The sequence below is a fragment of the Virgibacillus salexigens genome, assembly GCF_014905415.1.
GTDB classification, from domain to species: domain Bacteria; phylum Bacillota; class Bacilli; order Bacillales; family Amphibacillaceae; genus Virgibacillus; species Virgibacillus salexigens.
Window position 1 is genome coordinate 579,158 of record NZ_BNEO01000001.1, and the last position, 25,000, is coordinate 604,157.

Here is a 25,000-nt window from a genome sequence, read left to right on the forward strand (position 1 = left end):
TCAAAAAATGACTAGCAAAAAGGGAAATGAGGCAGGTGATAAGAGTGAACCCTAAAATAACCGTCATTCTTACAAGTTATAATAAGCCAGACACAGTTGGCAAAGCTATTAATAGTGTATTAAATCAGACATTTAATAACTGGGAACTTTTTATTATGGACGATGCTTCGAACACACAAACTACTAATATTATCCATACTTATTTAGACGACTCACGCATTTATTATTATAATAGTGGTATTAAAGACAATCAAAGATATAAAAAAACTCGCTATGCTACGTTAATTAATATCGCCATTTCCTTATCTCACGGAGAATACATTTCCTATTTAACAGATGATGTGTTTTATTTGCCTGAAAGATTAGAGGAGATGGCGCATTTCTTGGACCAACACCCTTCCATTAACATTGTGTACTCTGGACAATTGATAAAACATGTTGATCATTCTTACAATGTGGTAGCTGAAAAGAACCTAAACACGAAGGGCATCTTAAAAAAGGCTGCACATCAAGTCGATCATTGCTCCGTAATGCATACGAGAAACATTGCCAATGAAGTTTTTAAATCCTATCAAAGTTATTGGAATGATGATCCTATGTATTGGTATAATGCTGATGCAGCATTCTGGAATCGATTAAATAGGTTTGCCCCCTTCCATCCCATTCCTAAAGTCTTAGATGTTAGCTTAATTACCCCATCATCTCTGCAACAGCTAACATCTTATCTTCCAGAAACCATACCGGATGGTGTTTTAGTAAAAGGATTAGATGACAAAGTTTATTTAATTGACAATCAGAAGCGTAGACATATTTCAGAAGCGATGTTTGACCAATTAAAATACAACAGAGCTAACGTTGTACAAATACCTGACCCCATCCTTTTTAAATATGAAGAAACTATGCCTATTGACCTCAATCTTGTTAATAATGGCTTCATTCCAAATCAACGTTTAGTACAATCAAGAGAATCCAAAGAAATGTATTTTATCCAAGATAACAAAAAAAGAAAAATTTGCAATAATAGGGTTTTACGGAGATTCCATCTTCATATTAAGGACATAATCCTAATGGATGACATTACGTTAACAAAATTAAAAGATGGTGAAGTAATAGTTGAACGCATTTCTAATAACACACTACTACCAGATGGAGTTGTTTTCAAATATATGAATACACATTATTTAAGTATTAATCATTGTCTACACCCCGTTCATCTAAAAATATTAAATAAACTGAAATTATTTACGAGAAATGCTGTTAGATTAACAAAAGGAGAATTTCAATTATTCGAAGTGGCAACCCCAATAACTTGGCCTTTCATAGGAGAAGATAATAAACAACATAAAATTTAAAGCAAAGAAATTTTCTCCCTTGCATAAATAATGATTTTCTGTTATATTACAGGCAACTAAATATCTTCTTATTTCAATTTTTTGAAGTGAGGATAGAGGTGCAATGTTCATGATTACACCGTTTGAGGATGATGAGATCCAGGGAAGATGGTGGAAAGGGGGCATTGCCGAAGCCACAGAAATCTCATATTTTCTGTAGCTGGTTCTGCTATTGAATAAATACAGGACTGTCATATAGGAAACTATATGGAGGGCTATCTGACGCAAGAAACGATTCTAACGTTTCTGCAGCAGTGATACCCCTCGCTGTTGCTTTTTTGCGTTTATTATATATGGCCTTTCCACCTATCAAAAATTACACAAAAAGGGTGTGAAGCAATGTTATTTGGCCAAGTAGTAACTGCAATGGTTACCCCATTTGATCAACAAGGAGAAATTGATTTTCAAGCAACGGAAAATCTAGTTAATTATTTAATTGCAAATGGATCCGATGCATTAGTCGTAGCTGGTACAACTGGAGAATCACCAACACTTACAAATGAAGAAAAATTAGCGTTATTTAAATCGGTTGTGAAAATTACTAACGGCAGAATTCCAATTATTGCTGGGACTGGATCAAATCATACAAAAGCATCGATTGAGTTAACGAAACAAGCAGAACAAACTGGCGTAGATGGTATTATGCTGGTTACCCCATACTATAGCAAGCCTTCACAAGAAGGGATATATAGACATTTTCAATCGATCGCCGAAGCAACCTCCCTACCGATCATGCTTTATAACGTTCCAGGTAGAACTGTTGCCAATGCTAGCGCTGAAACAATTGTAAGACTATCTGAAATTGATTCTATTGTATCAATTAAAGAGGCCAGCGGTGACCTTGATCAAATCACGGAAATCATTCGTCGCACGCCTCATGATTTCACACTTTATAGTGGAGATGATGGACTTACATTACCTGTATTATCGGTAGGAGGAACTGGTGTCGTTTCCGTAGCTTCCCATATAATTGGCAATGAAATGCAAGAAATGGTCAACCAGTATCGAAATGGAAATGTAATAAGAAGTGCAGAGGTGCATCAGCATCTACTCCCAATTATGAAAGCACTATTTGCGGCACCGAGTCCAACACCAGTAAAAGCAGCATTGAACCTTAAAGGTATTTCTGTTGGTAGCGTTCGTTTGCCAATGGTGCCTCTACATCAAGAAGAGTACGAAGAATTGAAACATGTATTGCAGTTCAGCCAATCCATGGTATCCGCGATATAAAAAATTTACAATTATGCAATGCCATAAAACAGCCGCACATCTTTTTGTGACGGCTGTTTCTTTTTGCTTTTACTTACTACTCCCTATCCTTCAGCGAAATAAACTTAAATACATATTTCGACGGATGAAAGTATATTTTTGAATACTCAAATACCGTTCCTTGCACAAATGTTGAAAATGCTTTTAAATAAAGCAGCGGCTCATTCTCCTCAACATGAAGAAAATCCACAATCTCTTTCGTTGGCATGATCGGATACAGTTCTCCGTAACGTTTATCGATCTGATGACCTTTCTGTTCAATATAGTCATATTTTGATTCTTTCATCACATCAATGGACAAGTCTGGGAACAGTTCTACAGGCAAGTAAGATTCCTCCAGAATAAAAGCTTCTTTATCTGCCAATCGTAACCGCTTAATATAATACACCTTATCATCTTCCGAAACATTTAATACATCCTGCACTTCTACTGAAGGCAATGTTAACTGAAATTCTATTATTTCATTCGATGGTTGATGGTCTAGTCTGATCATTTCCTCTGTAAAGCTTTGTAATTTATATATATTATGTTCAACCTTGTTATGGCTTATATATGTTCCACTACCTTGAACACGATATAATAATTTTTCTTCTACCAATAACTTAATAGCCTGCCTTACTGTTACTCGACTAACACCATACGAATGAGCTAGCTTTGTTTCAGTCGGAATAGCATCTCCCTGCGCTAATTTTGCTGAGATGATATCTTCTTTAATTCTGTTTGCGATCTGTTTGTATAAAGGCAATGATTTATCCCACATTCAACGACCAGCCTCTCGAAAAATATATACTTCAGTCTACCATTTACAGCATGATTTTCATAGTTACTGATAGAATTTGTTCTAAATTTGTATTGATAACCATATAATATTTGTGTTAAAGTTGTATTAAATTATAAATGAAAGGGGTTTCATATGAGAAGCAAGCAAAATCTAGTCATCGTTGGCGGTGGAAGTACGTACACACTAGGAATAATTATGAGTTTAGTAGCCGAGAAAGCTAACTTTCCACTAAGAAAAATTGTATTCTATGATAATGATAAACAGCGCCAAGAGAAAATAGCCAAAGCATCGGAAATTATCCTTAAAGAAAATTATCCAGAATTAGAAACGTTCACCTATACGACGAATAAACAAGAAGCGTTCACAGACATCGATGTTGCTTTTATTCAAATCCGTACTGGTGGATTAAGGATGCGGGAGCAAGATGAAGAAATCCCTGTACGCCATGGTGTAGTCGGCCAAGAAACCTGTGGGGCTGGTGGCATGGCCTATGGTATGCGATCAATTACAGACATGGTTGCATTAATTCAAGATATCCGATCGTATTCCAAAGACGCCTGGATATTGAATTATACGAATCCAGCCGCCATCGTAGCCGATGCATTAAATCGAGAGTTTAAAGCAGATGAACGAATTCTCAATATTTGTGATATGCCTATTGCAATTATGCACAGCTATGCATCGATGTTACATAAAGATGTATGGGAGCTCGTACCAGAATATTTTGGATTAAATCATTTTGGTTGGTTTACAAGAATATATGATAAAGAGGGGAATGATTTAACGGATACCATTAAAAATAAAATACTTGAGGAGGGGTTCATACCTAAGGATAAAGAAATTGCCCATGATGAATCATGGAAGCAAACGTTTAAGCAGGCAAGGCAAATGCTGATCGATTTTCCAGAATATCTTCCAAATACATACCTGCAATACTATCTTTATCCAGACGATTTAGCGAAAAAGGAAGAGATCGGCAATACAAGAGCACGTCAAGTAATTAACGGAAGGGAAAAGCGTGTCCACGAACAATGTGACCAGATTATTAACGCGAAAACTGCTGCAATGATAGATATAGAAAGTGATATTCATGGGGTTTATATGATACGAGCCGCTGCCTCCCTTGTTTACCATTTGCAAGAGACTTATATTGTCATTGTTGAAAATAACGGAATTATATCTAATATTCCAAATGATGCAATGGTGGAAGTCCCTGCCTCGCTTACAAAGCATGGACCAAAACCGTATGTCGTTGGGGAAATCCCTCGGTTTTACAAAGGATTAATTGAAAATCAGTTAGCCTATGAAAAGCTAGTTGTAGATGCTTTCTATGAAAATAGTTATACAAAAGCATTACAGGCTCTTACGTTAAACAGAACAATTGTCCATGCTCCAACAGCTAAAGCTATATTAAATGACTTAATAAAAGCCAATCAAGGGTATTGGCCAGCTCTAAAATAAAATTCTTGAAGGTGGAATAGATATGAAGCAATTGATTATTAATGCAGATGATTTTGGATATTCGCGTGCGATTAATTACGGGATTATCGACGCGCATACAGAGGGTGTGCTAACGTCAACAACCTTAATGACCAATATGCCTGGTGCACAGCATGCCTATGAACTCGGCAGAAATCATCCAGATCTCGGAATCGGCGTCCATCTGACCCTCACATGCGGAAAACCAATATGTTCTACACATCACACATTAGTAGATATGGATGGTAATTTCAAAAAACTCCATCATTATCAGAAACGATTTCATATCGATCAAGAAGAGTTATATTCTGAATGGAAAGCACAAATTGAATCGTTTATTGCATCTGGGCTTACTCCAACTCATCTTGATAGTCATCATCATATTCATCATAAAGAAACAATGCAGCCAATATTTGTAGAACTTGCTAAAGAATACAATCTACCTGTTCGCAATTATCTACAACATAATGACACGACGAAAGCGCTGCGGACAACGGAAGCGTTTGAAATGAACCCAGAGGTTTTATTAAAAGATATCGATGAATTGCTCGCCATGTATAGACATGCAACTACGATTGAAATCATGTGTCACCCGGCTTATTTAGATAAGCAGATTTTAGAGCAGTCTTCCTACGCGATGCCGCGCATAGAAGAGCTAACTGCATTAATCCATCCTTCGATGAAAGCGAAATTTCGAAACAGCTCTCATGTACAGTTAATTTCGTATCGAGACTTAAGGAGAGGAGCTTTATCATGAGACGGTTTATGCAAAAGCTTGGAAAGTCCATGCTCATTCCAATTGTCGCTATGCCAATAGCTGGGATTCTATTCCGCATAAGTGCTCCTGACTTACTAGATCTACCATTATTCCAAGCCGCAGGAGTCATCTTTAATAACATGGATATTTTAATAGCTATTGGTATTGCCATGGGCCTAGCAAAAACAAAGGATAGAGGGATTCCAGCATTAACTGGATTTTTAGCGATTAGTGTATTAAATGAAGGATTAGCCCTGATGAATCCAGACTTGAATATGAGTGTCTTCGGTGGGGTATTATCTGGGTTAATTGCCGCCTTTATCTACAATCGATTTAAGAATACCCAATTACCGAATATCTTTTCATTTTTTGGTGGCGAAAAATTTCCAATTACGATGATTATTTTAACCATGATTCCAGTTGCAGGTATATTCACTTTTATTTGGCCATATGCCCAAGCAGGAATTGACTTTTTTGCCCAATCACTCGTAGGACTAGGCGCGTTAGGAATCTTTATCTTTGGATTTCTCAACCGCTTCCTCCTGCCATTTGGCTTGCATCACGTATTAAACACATATATCTATTTTGGCCTAGGCAGTTATGAAACACCTTCAGGTGAGGTAGTGACTGGAGAAATAACAAGATTTTTAAATGGCGATCCTACTGCTGGTTATTTCCTTGGTGGCTTCTTTATCGTCATGATCTTTGGTATCCCTGCAATAGCTTTAGCAATTACTCGAGCAGCAAAGAAAAAGAAAAAACAAGAAACAAAAGCACTCATGAGTTCCGGAAGCCTTACCTCTGTTGTAGCTGGTCTGACAGAGCCTATTGAGTTCACATTTATTTTTACATCGCCATTATTATACTTCATTCACTCTGTTTATACAGGACTCGCAGGTGCTACATTGTATTTGTTACATGTCCGGCACGGCTTTTCTTGGGGAGGGAGTATCATTGACTATGGATTAAACCTTGGTATTGCGGAGAATGGTCTACTCCTCCTCCCTATCGGTCTAGCATTTGGTGTATTATATTACATTACATTCTACACCATTATCGTAAAACGCAATATAAAAGTAATTGGAAGAGAAGATGATGTTGCATTCAGTGAAGAATCAGAAGAGCGTGAACAAGAACTATCCTTATCGCATTCGAAGTATGAATACATGGCGAAAAAGATTCTTGAAAATGTAGGTGGTAAAGAAAATATAACTGATTACGAAAACTGCATGACACGTCTACGATTAGTCTTAGCTGATGCCTCCATCATTAACGAAGAAAAGATCAAGCAAACCGGCGCACACGGTGTCGTTAAGGTTGACGATCAACACGTACAAATTGTTGTAGGTCCAGAAGTATCCAACATATACCAAGAATTTAAAAAACTTATCGAAATATAATATTTACCAGACCGCATCTAAGGTGCGGTCTTCTCTTGGATGAAGCTACCTATGATATGGAATACAACTACCAATTATAAAATTTTGAAAATCTATAGACTTTTCTGTTTTCAATCCTTATAATATGAAACAATTTCTTATTATTTAAAGGAGTAAAGATCTCAATGAAAACAATTAATTTCATCAGTACCTTTGCGAATAAGTACTTTGCTTTAATCACCATTCTGGTAGCTATCCTTGCATTCAACCTTCCAAATCAGTTTCTATGGCTTAATTCCTATATCAATATTTTATTAGGAATTGTTATGTTTGGCATGGGGATGAATATGAAACCAGTTGACTTGAAACTTGTTCTAACCAAACCAATACCAGTCCTAATTGGAGTACTTATCCAATTTTCGATTATGCCACTAATCGCATACGGAATTGCTACGCTCTTACAATTGCCGCCAATGTTAGCTGCTGGAATTATTTTAGTTGGATGTGTCCCAGGAGGTACTGCATCGAATGTAATGGTTTATCTTGCTAAAGGAAATGTCGCATTATCTATTGCAATGACTTCTTTTTCAACATTACTATCGCCTATGCTTACACCCTTATTACTATATTTACTTGCTGGGCAATGGATGCCAGTTAACCCCTTTGCTATGTTTCTTTCAATTATTCAAGTGATTATTATTCCGATCGCTTTGGGTATTATTATTCAAAAGTTCTTGCCTAACATCGTAGAAAAAAGTTCGCAAGCATTGCCTTTTATTTCTGTTATCGCGATTTCAGGTGTAGTTGCTGCCGTAGTTTCTGGGAATACGGAAAATATAGCTGCCTCAGGTATATTAATCTTTCTTACTGTTATTATCCATAATCTATCAGGATTGCTACTTGGCTATGTTATAGCGATGGCTTTAAGACTTGATGCAGACATGAGACGGGCGATATCGATAGAAGTGGGTATCCAAAATGCAGGTCTGGGCGTATCGCTAGCAAATACGCATTTTGCTCAGCAGCCATTGACCGCCTTGCCTGGAGCGGTAGCTGTGGTAACCCACGTTATTAATGGGTCTATTCTAGCTTCAATTTGGTCAAGACGACCTATTCGTAAAAAAACAACAGATGTTGATAAACAAAGAAGCAGCAGTTATATTAGCTAAATTAATTTTCGAAAGTCTCCATTAGAATTAATTAAGAAGCTGATTATAAGCGTTTAACTAACTCCCTCTCCTTTATAACTAAAAATAAGTCTAGGAAACTTTTTAATAATGCTTTATAATGATGTATTGGAAAAATAATCTATTTATATAGGCAGACATCATGATTCTTCCTTATTACTAATCCCTATATCCTGCTATCAAGAGACTATTATGACAAGGAGCACTGACAATGAAGAAAACAACACCTATTATTTTAGTTAATTCATTAGATGTTGAACGCGGTGGTATTACAAGAGCTTCCATAAAAAGAGCAAATATGTTATCACAGCACAATAAGAACGTCATGATAATTACATTTGCATATCAACAATACTTTAATAAAATTATCCAAAAACTCTATGATAAGAATATTCTCAGTAAACATGTAAAAGTCATTAATTTTTTTGAAGAAATGCAATTGATGAAGAAGAAAACAAAAGCAAAAAAACAACTCGTAAAAGAAAAAGGGTACACTGTATTTCCAGTTGAAAACAGGAAAAAAGAACCTTCTTATAGGTACTATAAAAATGGATTATACATCATGTACAAACGATTTAACGCTGAAGGATGTATAAAATTTATTGATTATATGGATGAAACCGGTAAAAGGGTTCGTCGGGAGGAATATAATGAAAACGGTATTCTGGCGAGGACAAGGCATATGGACAGCACGAACAATAAACCCCGCTTTGATCAATATTTTGATACGTCGGGAAATTGTATCTTCAGTGTGTATGTTAATCCAAAGTCAGACAATGAAGGAAGAGTAGTACGGTTTATACATCAACCCAAAGAGTTCACTAGTTTATCTAAATGTCAGCAAGAATGGCTAGAATCTGTATTACAACGGATTAAATATCCAGTTGTATCGAGTGAATTGCGAAAGTTTACTCCAATGTTAGCCAATGTCCAGCACAAAAATATAAAAAAAATTGAAGTGATACATTCAAGTCATTTACAAAAACCGTTTAATGATAATAGTATGATTAAACCAGCATATCAGTCTTTATTCAAAGAGCTAGCAAGTAATTTTGATTATATTGTTTTTTTAACAAATGAACAAAAGCAAGATGTAGAGAAAGTCTATGGTGCAAACAGTAATTTTAGAGTAATCCCACACTCCACTTCAATTAAAGAAGAAAGAAAAACTAAAAATACGTTGAACTATAACCCATATCTTGCAGTAACCTTAGCTCGCCTTCATGAGGTCAAGAGACTTGAAGAAGCAATACGCGCATTTCGCCTTGTTGTAGATAAACTACCAAAAGCACAATATTATATTTATGGAAATGGAAATAGTAAAGAAGAACTGCAAGCACTTATCAAGAATTTAAAATTACAAAATAATGTATTTCTAAAGTCATATACAAATTCTCCGCAAACTACGTATAGAAACGCAGCATGCTCGATATTAACTTCGAGACAAGAAGGATTTGCAATGGTTATTACAGAAAGTATGGCAGTGGGTACCCCTGTAATATCATATAATATTAAATATGGTCCTAAAGATATTATTACAGATGGAATAGATGGGCATTTAGTCGAAGACGGAAGTAGACAAGCGCTTGCTAAAAAAATAATTGACGTAATGGAGAATGAAAAATATCGTAAGAATTTATCTACAAATGCATTAAAAGTAAAAAAAACATTTAGTGAAAAAAGATACAACAGAAATTGGCTCGAACTTTACCTGTAATACGATATACTCGTTACTATAAGTTCTATCAAATTAATACCATTGGTAGAATTTCCGAAGTGGATATACGATTTTAAAATTTGATATTTTTTCACCAAACCTGAACTCCTTTAAAAAGAAACCATCTCCATTCCTTAACTGTCTATGTATATGGTAAACTATTTCTTACTTGATTAAATGGGGATGTTCAACATGATGTTATTTCTTAGTGTTATTCTGCCAATTATGGCTGTTTTTGCTTCAGGATTTATTTTACAACGAATTCGGGTTTTAGACGTAAAATCCATCTCTACCGTGTCACTATACATACTCTCACCACCCCTGATCTTTGTTACACTATATGACGCGGAATATGACAGTGGTTTCTTCATTATTCTGATCTATATGTTTGTTTTGTTCTACTTAATGGTGGCATTAAATAAATTACTAGCAAGAATCTTTAAATGGGAACCTGATACAGAAAGTGCTTCTATTTTAGCTACAGGATTTATGAATTCTGGAAATTACGGCTTACCTGTTGTCCTGTTCAGTGTTGGAGAAGCTGCGGTTCCATATGCCATTTTCATAATGGTCGTACAAGCATTGCAAAATAATTTCTTTGGTATCTACTATGCTTCTAGAAGTACAAATGGAATACGGCGTGCCTGCGAAAATATTCTTAAGATGCCTACTACCTATGCAGCAATATTAGCTTTTATCTTTAAATACGTTGCAGTTCCTATCCCAGATGCCATTCATTCAACTTTAGCAATGGTTGGGGATGCCGCCATTCCTGTCATGATGATTATGTTAGGAATGCAGCTTGGATCCATTACTGGATTAAAACTTAATTGGCAAGTCGTTACATCTGCTGTTACCTTAAAAATGATAATTGCACCAGCAATCGCTTATTTATTTGTATTCATTGTTGATGTAGATCCAATTATTGCATCTGTGCTAATTATTATTTCTGCCATGCCAACCGCTGCAACTACAACTATGTATGCAATCGAATTCGATTCCGAACCAGAATTAGTATCGAGTATTACACTAATTTCTACTTTGGTTAGCATCGTTACATTGAGCGTATTGCTGAATATCGTGATATGAGGGTGGGGTGGTATGAAAAATATACTATTTAGTCTAGCTTAAAAAGAGATGAGGGCAATCCTAATTTAGATAAAGGAATAATCCGTTTTCTTCATGTGCGAAGTTACATTCGGAGAATCGTTTAAATTATTTATCGTTCGCTTTTAAAGTGGTATTTACTACTGTAAGGATAATAACCAATTCTTAATAATAGAACAGAAATGACTTCCACGGGGGAGTGAGTGAGGCTCCACTCGAGTAAGCGTTTTTTCTTACCCGAGCTAGCTGAGCCCTTGTCTGTGGAAAGTATCCCGTATACCAGATTGCAGTTTAACGCATACATTGGTTGATTCAAATTAGAGGTTCTTATTTTAGTTATATTCTAGCTAATTAACCAACATTATTAAAAATCTCTCTTTCCTCTTCTAATTTTTTTAGGGCCTCGTCATTTGTAATTTTTTTCTTTGGAGAACAATAACTAACTATTAAACCAGCAAGAAAGGACACTATTAAAGATGGGATAACTGGATTTCCCCAAAATTCAATGAAGTTTCATTTGAAATTATGGTGAAAGAAGTACCAGATCCCCCTATTAGACTTGCTATTCCACCTTGCCAAGTAGCTCTTCTCCAATACTTCCCTAATAAAGCCGCTACTAGTAAACCAGTCATAATGGTAGAACTCATGTTGGTAATATAACTAATGATGTTTGTAGTACCAATAATGAAAAGTAGCGCTAACCCAATGGTTATCATTAATCCTATCCTTGAAAACAAAATTGTCTTCTTTCTACTTGGTAATTTCCCGCTAATTACCTGATAAACATCTCTCACTAGTATCGTTGTTCCAGCTATAGCATCTGAATCTCCTGAAGACATCGTTGCAGCTAAGCCTGCTACCAATAAAAAAGCACCAATCCAAAGTGGAAATACCTCAGTTATCATATAGGGAAAGGCAAAAGCGGTATCTGACATGGTCGGATTCAACAATCGAGAAGATAAACCAATGATGGTTGGGAAAATAGAGAATAACACTGCTACAATTCCTGAAATAATAAAACTTTTCTTAACTACGCTCGCATTCTTACCAGAATAAATACGGTGTCGATAAGCAGGAATGACTAAAACTGCCACCACTGTAACTAAAATCAAGGATAGTCCGGGAATTAATCCAGCTTCTTGAACACCTAAGAATGTTGTCATCTCCCTAGGTAATCCTTCAGATAAACCAGTGAAGCCTCCAACCCTTATGAAGGACAATATGGCTAAAAGGGTAAACCCAATAAATAAAATAATAGATTGAACCACATCCGTATAAACAACGGCTAAATATCCACCAATTATGGTATATAAGCCAAAACCCACTGCAGTAACAATTTTAGCAGTTGTAGGATCTAGACCAGTAATCCACCCTAGATAAATACTGCCCCCTAGAATATGGGTTCCTAACCATCCAACCTCTGCTAAGTATAAGATAATTGACATAGCTCCTTTAATTACTTTGCTTGCCCCAAAGTAATAACTCAATTCTTCAGAGAACGTCATAAAATTTTTATCCCGTGCATCCGAAAATAACAAAACTAACGTAATCATTCCTATTCCCAATCCTATCCCAAAAAATGCTCCTGCCCACCCTTGCTCATAAGCTGTCTGGACTGCCCCCATACTTGAACCCGTACCAACAGCAGTCGCAACCGTTGCCCCAATTAAAAGAATTGGGCCTAACCCTCTTCCTCCCATTAAAAAATCCTCACCTGTTTGAACTTTCCGCGTTACCCAAATTCCAATACATACCATAAACAATAAAAATAGTAAAAAAAATACGAGGTAAATAATTTGATTTTCAACCATCATTTCTTTCACCCCTTCCCCACTTTAAAGAAAGAATTAACCATAACAGCTAGTTAAGACATTCGTTAGTTTTCCAAGACCCTCTATCTCTACTGTCACTTCGTCACCGTCACGTAACCAAACTTGCGCTGCCTTATCATACCCCATCACAACACCTTCAGGGGTACCAGTAAGAATGATATCTCCAGCTTTTAGCGTCATATATTGTGAAATATAACTAATTATCTCATCACAATGAAAAATCATATCCTTTGTATTGGACAGTTGCCTAACCTCTCCATTCACACGACAACTAATCGTTAAGTTATTTGGATTAGGTATCTCATCAGCTGTTACAAAATAAGGTCCTAGTGGGCAAAATCCCTCTAAATTTTTACCTAGTAACCATTGGGAAGATCTAAACTGCAAATCTCTTGCTGATATATCATTTGCACAGCAGTAACCAAAAACATAATCTTTCGCGTTTTCCTTCGACACCTTCGTTGCTGTTTTACCAATTACAATGGCCAATTCTGCTTCATAATCTACTTGGTCAGAATCCATTGGTAATTTGATATCCTCCATATGTCCAGCCAGTGTATTATTGTATTTATTAAAAAGAATCGGTGTTTGAGGTATATCTGCTTGCGTTTCTTCAGCATGCTTACGATAATTTAATCCAACACAGATGACCTTTTCCGGATCTGTGATACAAGGACCAAGCGTAAGTTTTGTATCATCAACAAAAACCGGCAATTCTTTTTCCATTTGTTCGGTAATCATCGTCTTTAATTGAGTTATATCTACATGCTCGATTAACTTCTTCATATTGTTATATCGAGGAAATATGGCAGTTAGATCGACTACTCCTGTATCTGTTTTTATGCCAAGATAATTTGTCTGTGATCCTCTAATTGTCACTAATTTCATGTTATCTCCTCCCTTTTCGATGATAAATAAATGCGAATGAAGCAAGTATCGTTTATGATTTAAAATTCACTTGCATTTGCCAGATGCCCCCCATCAATCGGTAATATCGAGCCGGTAATATAGGAGGCTTGATCGGATGCTAAAAAAAAGACTCCATTTGCAACTTCTTCTATCGTGCCAAGTCGATTCAATGGAGTTTTATCGGTTAAATTTAATTGTTCCTCTTTTTGCTTTAAGGCTTGATCTAATGGTGTATCAATGAATCCGGGTGCTACTGCGTTAACACGAATATTATACGCTGCTAACTCAACTGCCATAGATTGCGTTAATAGATTGATACCAGCTTTCGAGGCATTATAATGTGCGAGCTTGGAACTCCCTGCAAGCCCATTCTTTGACGATATATTCACGATAGAACCAGGTATTTGCTGCGCGGCCATCTCTTTGCTTATCCATTGGCTAAGGAGAAAGGTGCCTCGTAAATTGATTTCCAATATTTTATCCCAATTTGCTAATGAAATCTCTAGAAAAGGTTCTCTAGCAGCCCAGCCAGCATTGTTTATTAAAATATCAAGTCCATCCCAACATTTCCAACACGCATTAGCAGCTGACTGAACTTCATTTTCATCTGAAATGTCGCAAATAACAGCGTGTGATGCGCCCTTTAATTCAGCTAGATCTTGCAGCGCCGCTGATAATTTTTGTTCATCCTTATCTAGCAACACTACTTTACATCCTGCACTTAGGAACTTTTCAGCAATTCCTCTCCCAATACCACTTGCAGCGCCAGTAACTAATACTCGCTTGTTCACGCAAAAATCCCCTCCCCTTATACGCTTTAGTCCCAAGTACGTTCCACGTCCACGCCTATGCTTTAAAAAACTCATGAATAAACTGAACGTAAATATTTATCGTTTTTTCCAGTTCACTGATTTCTACATATTCTATTTCTCCGTGAGCAGTACGTTGATCAGGACCATGGCAAACGGTTGGTATCCCCATCTCTTTTACAAAAATGCCAGCATCTGTTACTAGTTTTTTCCCTGTTAATGGTATTTCCACTTTCGTTACTTGTTTTACCGATTGCTGAAGAGCTGTTACTAGAGGATGATCTTTTGCTATGCGATAGCCATCTCTCACCTTGGTTAACTCTAAATGAATACGTACGCCATGTTTATCCGCAATAGTAGCTAATCGTTCTTCCATTTGGTGCTTAACCGCCTCAAAATCGTCATCTGGTCCATAGCGTCGGACTCCTTCCACACTAGCATACTTAGGCATTTGGTTATAAAAGGATCCACTTTGTATATGGCCAATAAAGTAAGAAGCATAGCCAATATCTTCAATCGCTTGTTGGTTTAAGTACTTATTTTCAAGTTCTAACGCATGAATGACATCTGCCATAACATGAATAGGGTGTGGTGTTTCAATCGGTGTGAATAATTGGTGACTAGGATCTCCCTCTCTTTCGACAACGATATGAAACGTGGCTGATCCCATTTGAGCAATGGTGCAATCGCTTGTTGCTCCTTCCATGACGATTGCTGCATCAGCTTTTAAATCTATCTTTTCCGCAAGCGCATATAAATCTTCTCCTCTTCCCCCCGGGCTTTCATGCATACTATTCGCAATCACAATCCATTCCCCATTAATAGCATCACGAGAAGCATGCAGCATTCTAGCAGCTTCCAAAATACACGCGAGGGATCCTTTCATATCGCATGTTCCACGACCGTATACTTTCCCATCCTTAACAAATGGGGCTCGATGATCTAAAGGAATGACATCCATATGTCCATTAAAGATTAACTTTTTCCCATCAGGGTTGGTATTTCCTTGAAATCTTCCAATAAGTGTTGGGTTATTTGGGATGAATTCATATGTTTCTACGTTAAAGCCGACTTCCGTTAGTAATTGTTCATAAAGTGCTGCAATTTCTCTCGTATCACCTGCATGATCTTGTATACGTACTAGATTCAGCAGATTGTTGATAACGAGCTCGATATCTGTTTGTTTATACAAATCCGGCATTATATATCCCTCCATCTGTTTTACTATCTACCACTTTCGCACATCCGGAACCTCGATGGGAGCCCCATTACGAGTAATTGATTGTTCTGAAAGAATTCCCGGTAAGGTCATTTCAAGTGATTTATAGATATCAATCGCTACTGGTCGTTGTTCAAGGATACGATGAACAAAGTCTTTGACCATAAAATAATCGGCTCCCCAATGGTGGGAATCTTTTGCCTCTTCTGGGAAATCAATTAACTCAGCTGGAAGAAAATCACCATACACATCGGGGAGCGCCAGCCACTCCTCCTTTGATTGCGTATAATCCGTGAGCCAAATCCGATGTGTGCCACCAGGTACTCTTGGCGCTTCATAACAGCCTTTTGTACCTTGAAGCGAGTAATATCCCATGTTATGCGGCCGATTAGACACCATATCTAAACGGATCGTTATCAGGGCTCCACTTTCTGTGCGACATAGCATCATCGTTGTGTCATCGTTTTCATATGCAGGCTCCGTATGCGATCCCGGGCCCAGACAATTAACCAATTTCACCCGCTCATTAAACCAATCCAAAGGCGGTCCTAAGCTATGTGTGCCGTACGTACAGCCACGTTTTCCCATTGTTTCTTTACGTCGCCATGTTGGCTTCCCATGTTCGTCGTAATGAAGGTAGGTTACATTATGCAAATATTCCCCTTCAGCAAAATATATGTCACCAAATAAACCTGCTCTAACCATGTTTCGAATAGCGATATTTTCCCGAATATAACAGTAATTCTCTGCCATCATATATTGTGCATTGCTATTTTTAGCAGCTTGTAGTAATAACTTACAGTCTTCCAATGTAGCAGCAGCCGTAACTTCTGATAAAACATGAATATCTTGATTGAGTGCGTCGATCGCCTGTGCAGTATGAAGTTGCAATGGCGAAGCAATAACAACCACATCAATCCCAGCATTTAATAGATCTTCATACGAAGCGAGCGCATACTCAACTTGATATTTATCACAAAAAGCCTGTCGTGCTCTCTTATCCGGATCCATAATAGCGACTACTTCTGCACCATCTACCTTGCTAAAATCTTCATGAAAGTGACTTCCTCTACTCGTTCCAGCTATCCCAATGCGTAATTTGCCCATGAACTTTCCTCCTGCTCATCAATTAATTCATTTCAACAGATTGACGCTTTTCCCATCCGTCTGAAAAGAGTGGTAAAAAATGATTTGGGTGATAAGGATGTTGTTCTACAATTTGATGATTTAATGCAACCCCCCATCCAGGTTGATCACTAACTGAAATATAGCCGTTTTCTACGTTTATTGGATTGGTTAATAATTGTTGGGTCCAGTCGACATTGAAATCATCGAATATCTCATGTAAATAAAAATTCGGTGTAGCTGTGTTTAAATGGGCACAAACAACCGAACATAAAGGTCCTTGGGCACTATGTGGAGCAATGACACCATTACTTGCATGTGTCATCGCAGCAATTTGCTTCGCTGCTGTTATCCCTAAATATTGGGGCTCCAGCTGAATAATGTGAACGGCATGATGTGCTAAGAGTTCCGAAAATTGTTCTCTACAATAATAATCCTCCCCGCACGCGATTGGTACTGGACTTCGCTTGGCAACCTCCACCATCGAACTTATTTTTTGTGGCGGTACAGGGGCTTCAAACCAGGTTGGTTGAAAAGGCTGCATCGCATCAGCAAATTGCAACGCAGTATGAACACTAAATCGATTATGACCTTCGATTAAAATATCCACATCTTCTCCCACTGCTTCTCTAACTGCAGCAATAATTTCGATAGCTTCATTAAAATCAGGTCTACTCACAGTTCGCCAAGCTGATCCAAAGGGGTCAAATTTTAATGCTGTATATCCTTTTTCGATCACTTTCTTTGCGTTATTATAGAAATTCTCCGGTGTTCGCGCCGATCGATACCAGCCATTTGCATAAGCACGAAGCTTCGGTTGCACTTTTCCTCCAAGTAATTTATAAACCGGGACCCCTAATGCTTTCCCCATGATATCCCAGCAGCCGTACTCAATTCCAGATAATGCTGCACCATGAATCTGGCCACCATCAGAGTAGTAATCACGGAATAGTCGTAAGGAATGCTGCTCGACATCGAAAGGGTCCTTTCCTATCACCAACCGTTTTAACTCATGAACAGCTGCTTCTGTCGTTTTTGCAAATCCGTTAAGCGTTGCCTCTCCTAAGCCGGTTATTCCTTCATCTGTTTCAACCTGTGTAAACACCCAATTCTTCCAATTATTACCTGCGATATATGTTTTTACATCAGTAATTTTCATTGGTAACCTCCTATGTCTTCAAACTTAAAACAATTCTCGTAATACATCCTCCATCGCTTCCAAAGTTACATCAATTTCTCTGTCTGTATGACTAAAGCTAATATGATTCCGTTTCATGTTCATCGGCATTTTAAAGATACCTTTTTCGATGAGCTTCTTGCGATAGCGAACATATAGCTCTCCATCATTATGTTGTAAATCCGAATAGTTTTTCGGTCGAAAATTCATAAAATATGTTGTCCAAACGGATCCAAATCCTGCAACAAACGCGTCGATTCCTAGTACTTCATGTATTTCCTTTATTCCTTTTCGCATCCTATCTCCTAAACGGAAGATGTGATCATGTACAGGTTCATTCTCCAGCATTTCGATCGTAGCAAGTGATGCTGCTGTCCCTACTGCGTGACCATTGTATGTTCCTGCAAACCAAACATCACCACCTGGATTTGTATTAAATCGAGACATATACTCCCTCTTACCGGCAATAGCTGCCATTGGATATCCATTGGCCATTGCTTTTCCTAAGGTAGTTAGATCAGGGGTAATGCCTGCTATTTTTTGAAAGCCACCAATATCATGACGAAATCCAGTAATCACTTCATCAAATATCAACAAAGCGCCGTATTTCGAACAGAGTTCTTTTAAACCACTTAGAAATCCATCTTCCGGCAAAATACAGCCAATATTATGTGGAATTGGTTCAACAATAATTGCTGCTACTTCATCATTGTTTTCGATTAAGGTTTCTTCTACATGTTGAAGATCATTAAATGTACATACCAATGTGTTATCAACTGCTTCATCTAGCATCCCGTTAGAACCAGGATCCCGTTTCCCAATTTTATCCCAATCACTCAACATATTACGTGCTACATAATCATGCCAACCATGGTAACAGCCTTGAAATTTGATTAATTTCCGCTTCTCTGTTACTGCCCTTGCTAAACGTATCGCATGATACGTTGCTTCCGAACCTGAATTACAAAATAATACTTGTTCAGAGGAAGGAACATGCTGACAAATCTTCTTTGCTAATTCGATTTCGAGATCTGTTGTTCCGACACCGAATAAATCCGTTCTTGCAATAGTTTCTGTTACTTTATTGTTCACATAAGGATAATTATGTCCGAGAATAAATGGTCCAAATGCGGCTTGGTAGTCTATAAATCTATTACCTTCCACATCTTCCATATAGGCTCCTTCCGCTTTTGTGAAGATTAAGTGCGGATCCACATTACGAATAGAAGTATGCACCCCACCTGGTGAATAGGCAGTTGCCTCTTTATAAAGCTCTACATTACTCGCTTTGTTCATACATATTACCTCCTTTGAGATTAATTATTGAACACGCAGCGTTATGACCTATATATCTACTACATAGATACTACATACAGCGTGATTTACGTTACTGCCCCTAATTCTTTTGAGACAGCCATGGCCGTTTGCTGCAATTCTTTTACCAATTCATCCAAATTGGTAAATGTCAGCATCGAGGTATGGCCGACAATACTGATAGAAGCTACCACTTTGTCTCCATTAAAAACGGGGACTCCGATACATCTGACGCCGATTTCTTCCTCTTCATCTTCGAGGGCATATCCTTTTTCTCGAATCTGCTGTAATGAATGTTTTAACTTCGAACTATCTGTAATCGTACGATCTGTATGACGTGTGAGTCCTTTCTGATCAATGAGTTGTTCAAGTTCTTCTTCTTTTAAATAGGCTGCGATTACCTTTCCAAGACTCGTTATATGAAAATCTGTCCGCAGTCCTGGGAAGGTAGAAAATCGTATAAATGAATTTGGTTCCACTTTATCCACATACAACACTTCCCCCTCATCCAACACCCCCAAATGAACGGTATATCCCGTTTTATTCATTAGCTTATTTAAATAAGGCCTTGCTATTTTCACCATATCCACTTCTGATATATAAGCCATACCTAATTCATAGAGCTTTACCCCAATCTTGTATTCTCCTTTTTCATTTTTCTTGACGATATCATGTGTTTCCAACACCTTTAAGATTGAAAAAACGGTTGTTTTAGAAATATCTAACGTCTTGTGAATCTCTGTAACGGTATATTTTCTTTCGGGTGATGCAATTAGATTTAATATAGAAATAGCTTTTTCCAAAGCCGGTACATTGTATTTAGCCACGATGTTCTTCCTTTCGATTCTTGCTTTTATCTATTTATTTCGTTGATCCATCAGCAATACCACTTATAATGTGACGCTGTGTAAATATAAAAATGATGATGATAGGAAGGGTAGAAACAGCTGATAACGCCATCAATTCTCCCCAATTTGTTCCAAACTGACCAACAAACTGTCGCATTGCTAATGTTATCGGCCATTTACTATTGTCTGACAGCATTGTTAATGAATATAGAAATTCTCCCCAAGCAAGTAAAAAGCTAAATGCCGCACAAGTTAGTATTCCTGATCTTGCAAGAGGTAGAATAATTCGCAAAAATGCTCCCCACCTAGAGCAACCGTCAATGATTGCTGCTTCTTCTAATGCCTTGGGCAATGTTAAAAAATGCGTTCGCATGATCAAAATGACAAATGGCAGTGATAATGTCATATTCGCAATAATGACACCTAGATACGAATTCAATAATCCTATCTTGGCAAACATCGTATAAAGAGGTAATGCCAACATATTACTCGGAAACATCTGCGTAATTAAAATAAATAAAAGAAACAAGGTGATTCCTTTTAAATTCTTTCTTGCAATGGCATAGGCAGCAGGTGCAGCTAAGCAGATCGTACCAATCATTGTCCCAAAGCTAATGATCAGGCTATTAAAGAAGTGACGAAATATGGCTAGATCACTTCCTATAAAAATGTTTCGATACGCTTCAAAGGTAACATTCTTCGGGAAAAGTGTGGATTCACCAAAGATCTCCGACATTGGTTTTAAAGACGAGATTACCATCCAGTAGATTGGAAATAAGAATACAGCAACAATTAAAAAACCTACAATAGAGAATAGCCACTTTTTACTACGCATCACATTACTTCCTCCTTCCGAATAAGATAGAGATAGAGGATCGCTATCATTCCTATTAAAAAGAAGGAAATATTAGAAAGTGCAGCACCTTCTCCAAAACGATACATGCTAAAGGACAGCTGATATGCGAGAAATGGGATAACCTGGGTTGAATCAGCAGGTCCACCACCAGTCATGATATAGATTAAATCAAATACTTTAAATGTGAATATAACCCCGAGCATTAATAGGACGAGAATAGTAGGCTTCATCAATGGGAGTGTAATGTAATAAAATTGCTTTATTTTATTCGCACCATCTATTTTAGCTGCCTCATAAATACCTGAAGGCAAACCTTGCAGTCCTGATAATAGAATGACCATACTAAATGGGATACTTATCCAAATATTTGCGATAATAATACTAATTAAAGCTGAATTTGGATTGGTCAACCAATACACAGGCTGCGAAATAAACCCACTCTGAAGCAAGAATTCATTAATGATGCCGTTCTCCCCACTTAACATCCAACTAAAAACGGTGCCAATAATAATAATTGGTGTCATCCAAGCAATTAATAGGATCGACCGCATCCATTTGTGACCAGGAAACGACTTATTGAATAATAAAGCAAGTGCAAATCCGATACTTGTTGAAAAAATTATTGTAGCAACAGTAAAGATTAGTGAATTTACAAGGGCTTTACCAAATAGCGGATCTTTTAGTACGGTAATATAATTTTCAATACCGACAAATGGCTGCTCTCCCTGAATCAGATTACCGATGTTTATATCCTTGAAACTTAATAGAATATTGTACAGAATGGGATACACAAGAAAAGCGAGTAAAAATAAAGCTGAAGGGAGAAGAAATGTATAGTCCTTGAATTTATTTCGATTTAATTGTTTCGCATTTCCAAACTTCTCCACCAAACTCCCTCCCTTTAATAAAATCTCTAGTTCCTATTTGACTCCAATAATGGTTGTACTGTTTCTTTCGCCTTTTTCAACGCCTCTTCGGCAGATTGGCCACCAACTAAAGCATCCTGTAACACAGTATAAATAGCAGTATTGATATCATTATGTTGTTCGCCCCAGCCATATCCTTGAGAATTTTGGATGACATTAGCAAAGACACGACGTATTTCATTATCTTGGAAATAGGAGTCATTAGCTACATCGTCACTAAATGGGAAATTCCCAGTTGCTTTCAGCCACTCTAATTGTCTATCAGGTTCAAGCATGAATTGAATAAATTCCCACGATTCTTCAATCGATTGCCCACTCCCAATGGCAATACTTTCCCCACCGATAACGGACGAATGGGTTTTATCTTTTGGAATTTGAGCGACAGACCAATTTAAATCTGGAGCTTCCGTCTCGAAAGTAGGTATCATCCATGAGCCGCCGATAATCATCGCAACTTTTTCATTATAAAAATCCACACCCACTTCCTCTAACTCTTTATTCACAATTTCTTGCGGCATCACTTTCTTATCAAACATTCGTTTCCACAAATCAAGTGCGCTTATCGCATCTGAACTTGTTATATTAGTTACATCACTACCTGTGGACCATAAAAACGGTATCCAAGATGCTGTACCATGCTGCGAATTATGTGCTGAAGCTGAAAAGCCGTATGATCCATCTTCTGTTAATTCTTCTGCACTGCTCTCTAACTCGTCCCAAGTTGTAGGTGGCTCCGCTACTAAATCTGTGTTGTAAAAAAGCGCAACCGCATTTGTATGAAGCGGGACACCATAGTACTTGTCATCAAGTTGATGAATCTCTGCAATATTTCCATACATTTTCTCTGCTAATCCAGAATCTTTTACTTTGTCTGTAACGTCTTCTAGAATGCCAGACTTTGCGTAAAACTGAACTTCATTTATACCCCCGATAACCAAATCAGGCATATCACCACTCGTTGCACTAATTAAAAGCTGTTGTGTTAACTCGCTATAAGGTACATATGTCAATTCTACTTGGATATCTTCTTGAGACGCATTAAACGCTTCAACACGATCAATAAGCTCTGATTCTAGGTTTTCTGACCAATAGTGCCATAGAGTAAGCGTGGTCTTATCTCCTTCTTTAGCTTCTCCTCCAGCATTCTTTTCCTCATTACAGCCAACCAGTAAAACTAGTCCGATCAACAGAAACGAAAACAATTTTTTCCTCATTCGTCCTTCTCCCCTCATTTAAATTTGGACCAGTAAACCATCATTTCTCCAGGGACCATCATTTTGAACTTTTGAAAAGGATAGTTTCGATATAAGTAATCTACAAAGAAAGCAGGACTTTCTGTATTTGATTGAAATAAGTCATAATGAACCGGTACTATTAAATCAAGGTCGATTTGTTGGGAAAGCTCGATAGCATCTCGAAAATTCATATTACCAAGTGCTCCTTCATTTGAGCGCTTCCAATCCTGACCGTTAATAGGTAAAAAACCAACATCTATAGCGCGTGGTTTCAAAAAGTCAATTAATTCTTTATAAAGTACGGTGTCACCTGCATGATAAATCGTTTCATTGTTTGTTTCGATAACGTAACCGAGATAGTAATGCCTTTGCTTTTGATCAGTGAAAAAATCTTCATGTTTCGCAGGAACTGGAGTAATGGACAAATTAGCGAATTGGATAACTTCGTATGCTAGTGCGGAGTGGATTCGATCTTCATGTATTCCTATCGTTTTTAGCTGTGTGGTAGATGGTGCTGGGCAAATAAACGTTGCTTCTGGGGAGCTTTTCATGATTGCTTTTAGCGTTTTTGGATCGAGATGATCTACATGTTCGTGTGTTATCAGAACGAGATTTGCGTGTGTAATAGCTTCAGGAGAAATAGGTGAATCGAAGTTTCGTTTTAATAAGTTAGGTGGATAGACTAGACTTTCTTCTTCAATGTAATTGGACAGGTATGGATCGATATAACAAATAACGTCATTCACTTTTAGTACTACACCTGACTGGCCTAAATGCCAGAACATTATCGCCCCCTCTGGAACTACTGCATTACTAATTTGCTGAACCAAGCTTGGATTACCGGAAGGATTTTGTGACATTTCATAACCTCCATCTCCAACTATTTGTTCCGTATAAAAAACTATGTTCTTTACACAGAATTTTAACCAAGTTTATATCATCTGTCAATACGAAATAATTATTATTTTCAAAAAATAATCGTACTAGGTGCCGCAGGAAATTGTTCTGATGAGGAACGACCACGCGGACAACGTCGACAACTCCTTGTCGCGGCAAGGAAGCTGAATCCTCGCTCGTGGAAAGTGATGGACCGATGTGTTGTGCAAAAAAATTCCGAACGGATTCGAGTGGAATCGTTCGGATTCGTATTGGGATAAGATCCTTTTTTTCTCCGTTCGTTTCTTTACGGATACAAGAGTACCGCCTACGCAGCATTCCTTTCGGGCTTTCTAACAAAACACATAATTGCTGCTACTGCGTATAATACAGATTGGAAAGCAATTCCTGTGAATAGTAACCAGCTGCTAATAACAGTAGCTGCAATAAAGAACCCGCCGGCAACACGTGGATTTCGCTTTAGATTAAGAACACCTACAAGTCCTAAGATAAAACTAATGACACAACTGATAATCGGAATCCATAATAAATTGATAAATATCGTTATTAATTCAGCAAAGGCTCCGAATTCGACAGGATTAATCGAACCTTCAAGCCAGCCAATACCTGTATTAACAATTATTAGTAATAACACCCCTACTGCAGCAAAAAACGCATCCATTACAAACCCAATGATGCCTAATATTTTTTCAATCGTTCGATTCATATTCTTCCTCCTGATTCAAAGGTAAACTGTCTAATTATACGTTGATATATGAAAAAAAGATTCATGCTTTCTTTATCTAT

22 protein-coding genes and 1 riboswitch are annotated in these 25,000 nt (G+C 37.5%); of the genes, 8 read left to right on the forward strand and 14 right to left on the reverse strand.

The window, feature by feature from the left end:
• Positions 1-44 precede the first annotated feature (44 nt).
• Complete coding sequence (locus JKP73_RS02710; RefSeq protein ID WP_038242699.1) at positions 45-1,352, forward strand: glycosyltransferase family 2 protein; 1,308 nt, start codon at positions 45-47, stop codon at positions 1,350-1,352.
• A gap of 85 nt (positions 1,353-1,437) precedes the next feature.
• Positions 1,438-1,617: riboswitch (Lysine riboswitch) on the forward strand.
• A 113-nt stretch (positions 1,618-1,730) separates the two neighbouring features.
• Positions 1,731-2,621 carry a 4-hydroxy-tetrahydrodipicolinate synthase gene (gene dapA / locus JKP73_RS02715; protein ID WP_021289412.1) on the forward strand — a complete coding sequence of 297 codons (891 nt, stop codon included), beginning with the start codon at positions 1,731-1,733 and terminating at the stop codon, positions 2,619-2,621.
• 76 nt (positions 2,622-2,697) lie between these two features.
• Here dapA and JKP73_RS02720 read toward each other — a convergent pair whose 3' ends face one another.
• Positions 2,698-3,420: a GntR family transcriptional regulator gene (locus tag JKP73_RS02720; RefSeq protein WP_038242695.1), complete on the reverse strand. Its 723-nt coding sequence runs from the start codon at positions 3,418-3,420 to the stop codon at positions 2,698-2,700.
• A 153-nt stretch (positions 3,421-3,573) separates the two neighbouring features.
• On the opposite strand from JKP73_RS02720, the gene JKP73_RS02725 reads away from it, so the two are divergent.
• From JKP73_RS02725 to JKP73_RS02750, 6 genes are all read left to right on the forward strand, one after another.
• On the forward strand, positions 3,574-4,902 hold the full coding sequence (locus JKP73_RS02725; RefSeq protein ID WP_021289414.1) for a 6-phospho-alpha-glucosidase: 1,329 nt from the start codon (positions 3,574-3,576) through the stop codon (positions 4,900-4,902).
• A 22-nt stretch (positions 4,903-4,924) separates the two neighbouring features.
• A complete protein-coding gene (gene chbG, locus JKP73_RS02730; RefSeq protein ID WP_021289415.1) occupies positions 4,925-5,677 on the forward strand; it encodes a chitin disaccharide deacetylase in 753 nt (250 codons plus the stop codon).
• Complete coding sequence (locus JKP73_RS02735) at positions 5,674-7,077, forward strand: PTS transporter subunit EIIC (RefSeq protein ID WP_038242693.1); 1,404 nt, start codon at positions 5,674-5,676, stop codon at positions 7,075-7,077. Before chbG ends, JKP73_RS02735 begins: the two co-directional genes overlap by 4 nt.
• 164 nt (positions 7,078-7,241) lie before the next feature.
• Positions 7,242-8,225: a bile acid:sodium symporter family protein gene (locus tag JKP73_RS02740; protein ID WP_200410865.1), complete on the forward strand. Its 984-nt coding sequence runs from the start codon at positions 7,242-7,244 to the stop codon at positions 8,223-8,225.
• Between the two features lie 229 nt (positions 8,226-8,454).
• Positions 8,455-9,960: a glycosyltransferase gene (locus JKP73_RS02745; protein WP_021289418.1), complete on the forward strand. Its 1,506-nt coding sequence runs from the start codon at positions 8,455-8,457 to the stop codon at positions 9,958-9,960.
• A 192-nt stretch (positions 9,961-10,152) separates the two neighbouring features.
• Positions 10,153-11,049, forward strand: coding sequence for an AEC family transporter (locus tag JKP73_RS02750; RefSeq protein ID WP_200410866.1), 897 nt, complete (start codon positions 10,153-10,155; stop codon positions 11,047-11,049).
• A gap of 488 nt (positions 11,050-11,537) precedes the next feature.
• On the opposite strand, the gene JKP73_RS02755 is transcribed toward JKP73_RS02750, so the two are convergent.
• The 13 genes from JKP73_RS02755 to JKP73_RS02815 form a co-directional block, all read right to left on the reverse strand.
• Positions 11,538-12,881, reverse strand: coding sequence for a sodium:solute symporter family protein (locus JKP73_RS02755; protein ID WP_200410867.1), 1,344 nt, complete (start codon positions 12,879-12,881; stop codon positions 11,538-11,540).
• A 33-nt stretch (positions 12,882-12,914) separates the two neighbouring features.
• Positions 12,915-13,787, reverse strand: a complete 873-nt coding sequence (locus tag JKP73_RS02760; protein ID WP_200410868.1) for a fumarylacetoacetate hydrolase family protein — start codon at positions 13,785-13,787, stop codon at positions 12,915-12,917.
• Between the two features lie 59 nt (positions 13,788-13,846).
• Positions 13,847-14,599 carry an SDR family NAD(P)-dependent oxidoreductase gene (locus JKP73_RS02765; RefSeq protein WP_200410869.1) on the reverse strand — a complete coding sequence of 251 codons (753 nt, stop codon included), beginning with the start codon at positions 14,597-14,599 and terminating at the stop codon, positions 13,847-13,849.
• Between the two features lie 55 nt (positions 14,600-14,654).
• Positions 14,655-15,818, reverse strand: a complete 1,164-nt coding sequence (locus JKP73_RS02770; RefSeq protein ID WP_021289423.1) for a M20 family metallopeptidase — start codon at positions 15,816-15,818, stop codon at positions 14,655-14,657.
• 27 nt (positions 15,819-15,845) lie between these two features.
• Positions 15,846-16,943, reverse strand: a complete 1,098-nt coding sequence (locus JKP73_RS02775; RefSeq protein ID WP_200410870.1) for a Gfo/Idh/MocA family protein — start codon at positions 16,941-16,943, stop codon at positions 15,846-15,848.
• Positions 16,944-16,965: 22 nt separating this feature from the next.
• Positions 16,966-18,120 carry a mandelate racemase/muconate lactonizing enzyme family protein gene (locus JKP73_RS02780; protein ID WP_021289425.1) on the reverse strand — a complete coding sequence of 385 codons (1,155 nt, stop codon included), beginning with the start codon at positions 18,118-18,120 and terminating at the stop codon, positions 16,966-16,968.
• A 24-nt stretch (positions 18,121-18,144) separates the two neighbouring features.
• Positions 18,145-19,434, reverse strand: a complete 1,290-nt coding sequence (locus tag JKP73_RS02785) for an aspartate aminotransferase family protein (RefSeq protein ID WP_200410871.1) — start codon at positions 19,432-19,434, stop codon at positions 18,145-18,147.
• 86 nt (positions 19,435-19,520) lie between these two features.
• Positions 19,521-20,279 (reverse strand): IclR family transcriptional regulator, encoded by a 759-nt coding sequence (locus JKP73_RS02790; protein ID WP_021289427.1) that lies wholly within the window; start codon positions 20,277-20,279, stop codon positions 19,521-19,523.
• 34 nt (positions 20,280-20,313) lie between these two features.
• Positions 20,314-21,135, reverse strand: a complete 822-nt coding sequence (locus JKP73_RS02795; RefSeq protein ID WP_234447071.1) for a carbohydrate ABC transporter permease — start codon at positions 21,133-21,135, stop codon at positions 20,314-20,316.
• Entirely contained in the window at positions 21,135-22,043 is a 909-nt protein-coding gene (locus tag JKP73_RS02800) for a carbohydrate ABC transporter permease (protein ID WP_160806696.1), read from the reverse strand. The genes JKP73_RS02795 and JKP73_RS02800 overlap by 1 nt, the downstream gene beginning before the upstream one ends.
• Positions 22,044-22,069: 26 nt before the next feature.
• Complete coding sequence (locus tag JKP73_RS02805; RefSeq protein ID WP_200410873.1) at positions 22,070-23,296, reverse strand: ABC transporter substrate-binding protein; 1,227 nt, start codon at positions 23,294-23,296, stop codon at positions 22,070-22,072.
• A 14-nt stretch (positions 23,297-23,310) separates the two neighbouring features.
• On the reverse strand, positions 23,311-24,177 hold the full coding sequence (locus tag JKP73_RS02810) for an MBL fold metallo-hydrolase (RefSeq protein ID WP_200410874.1): 867 nt from the start codon (positions 24,175-24,177) through the stop codon (positions 23,311-23,313).
• A gap of 344 nt (positions 24,178-24,521) precedes the next feature.
• Positions 24,522-24,920: a DUF4064 domain-containing protein gene (locus JKP73_RS02815; RefSeq protein ID WP_021289432.1), complete on the reverse strand. Its 399-nt coding sequence runs from the start codon at positions 24,918-24,920 to the stop codon at positions 24,522-24,524.
• Positions 24,921-25,000 lie beyond the last annotated feature (80 nt).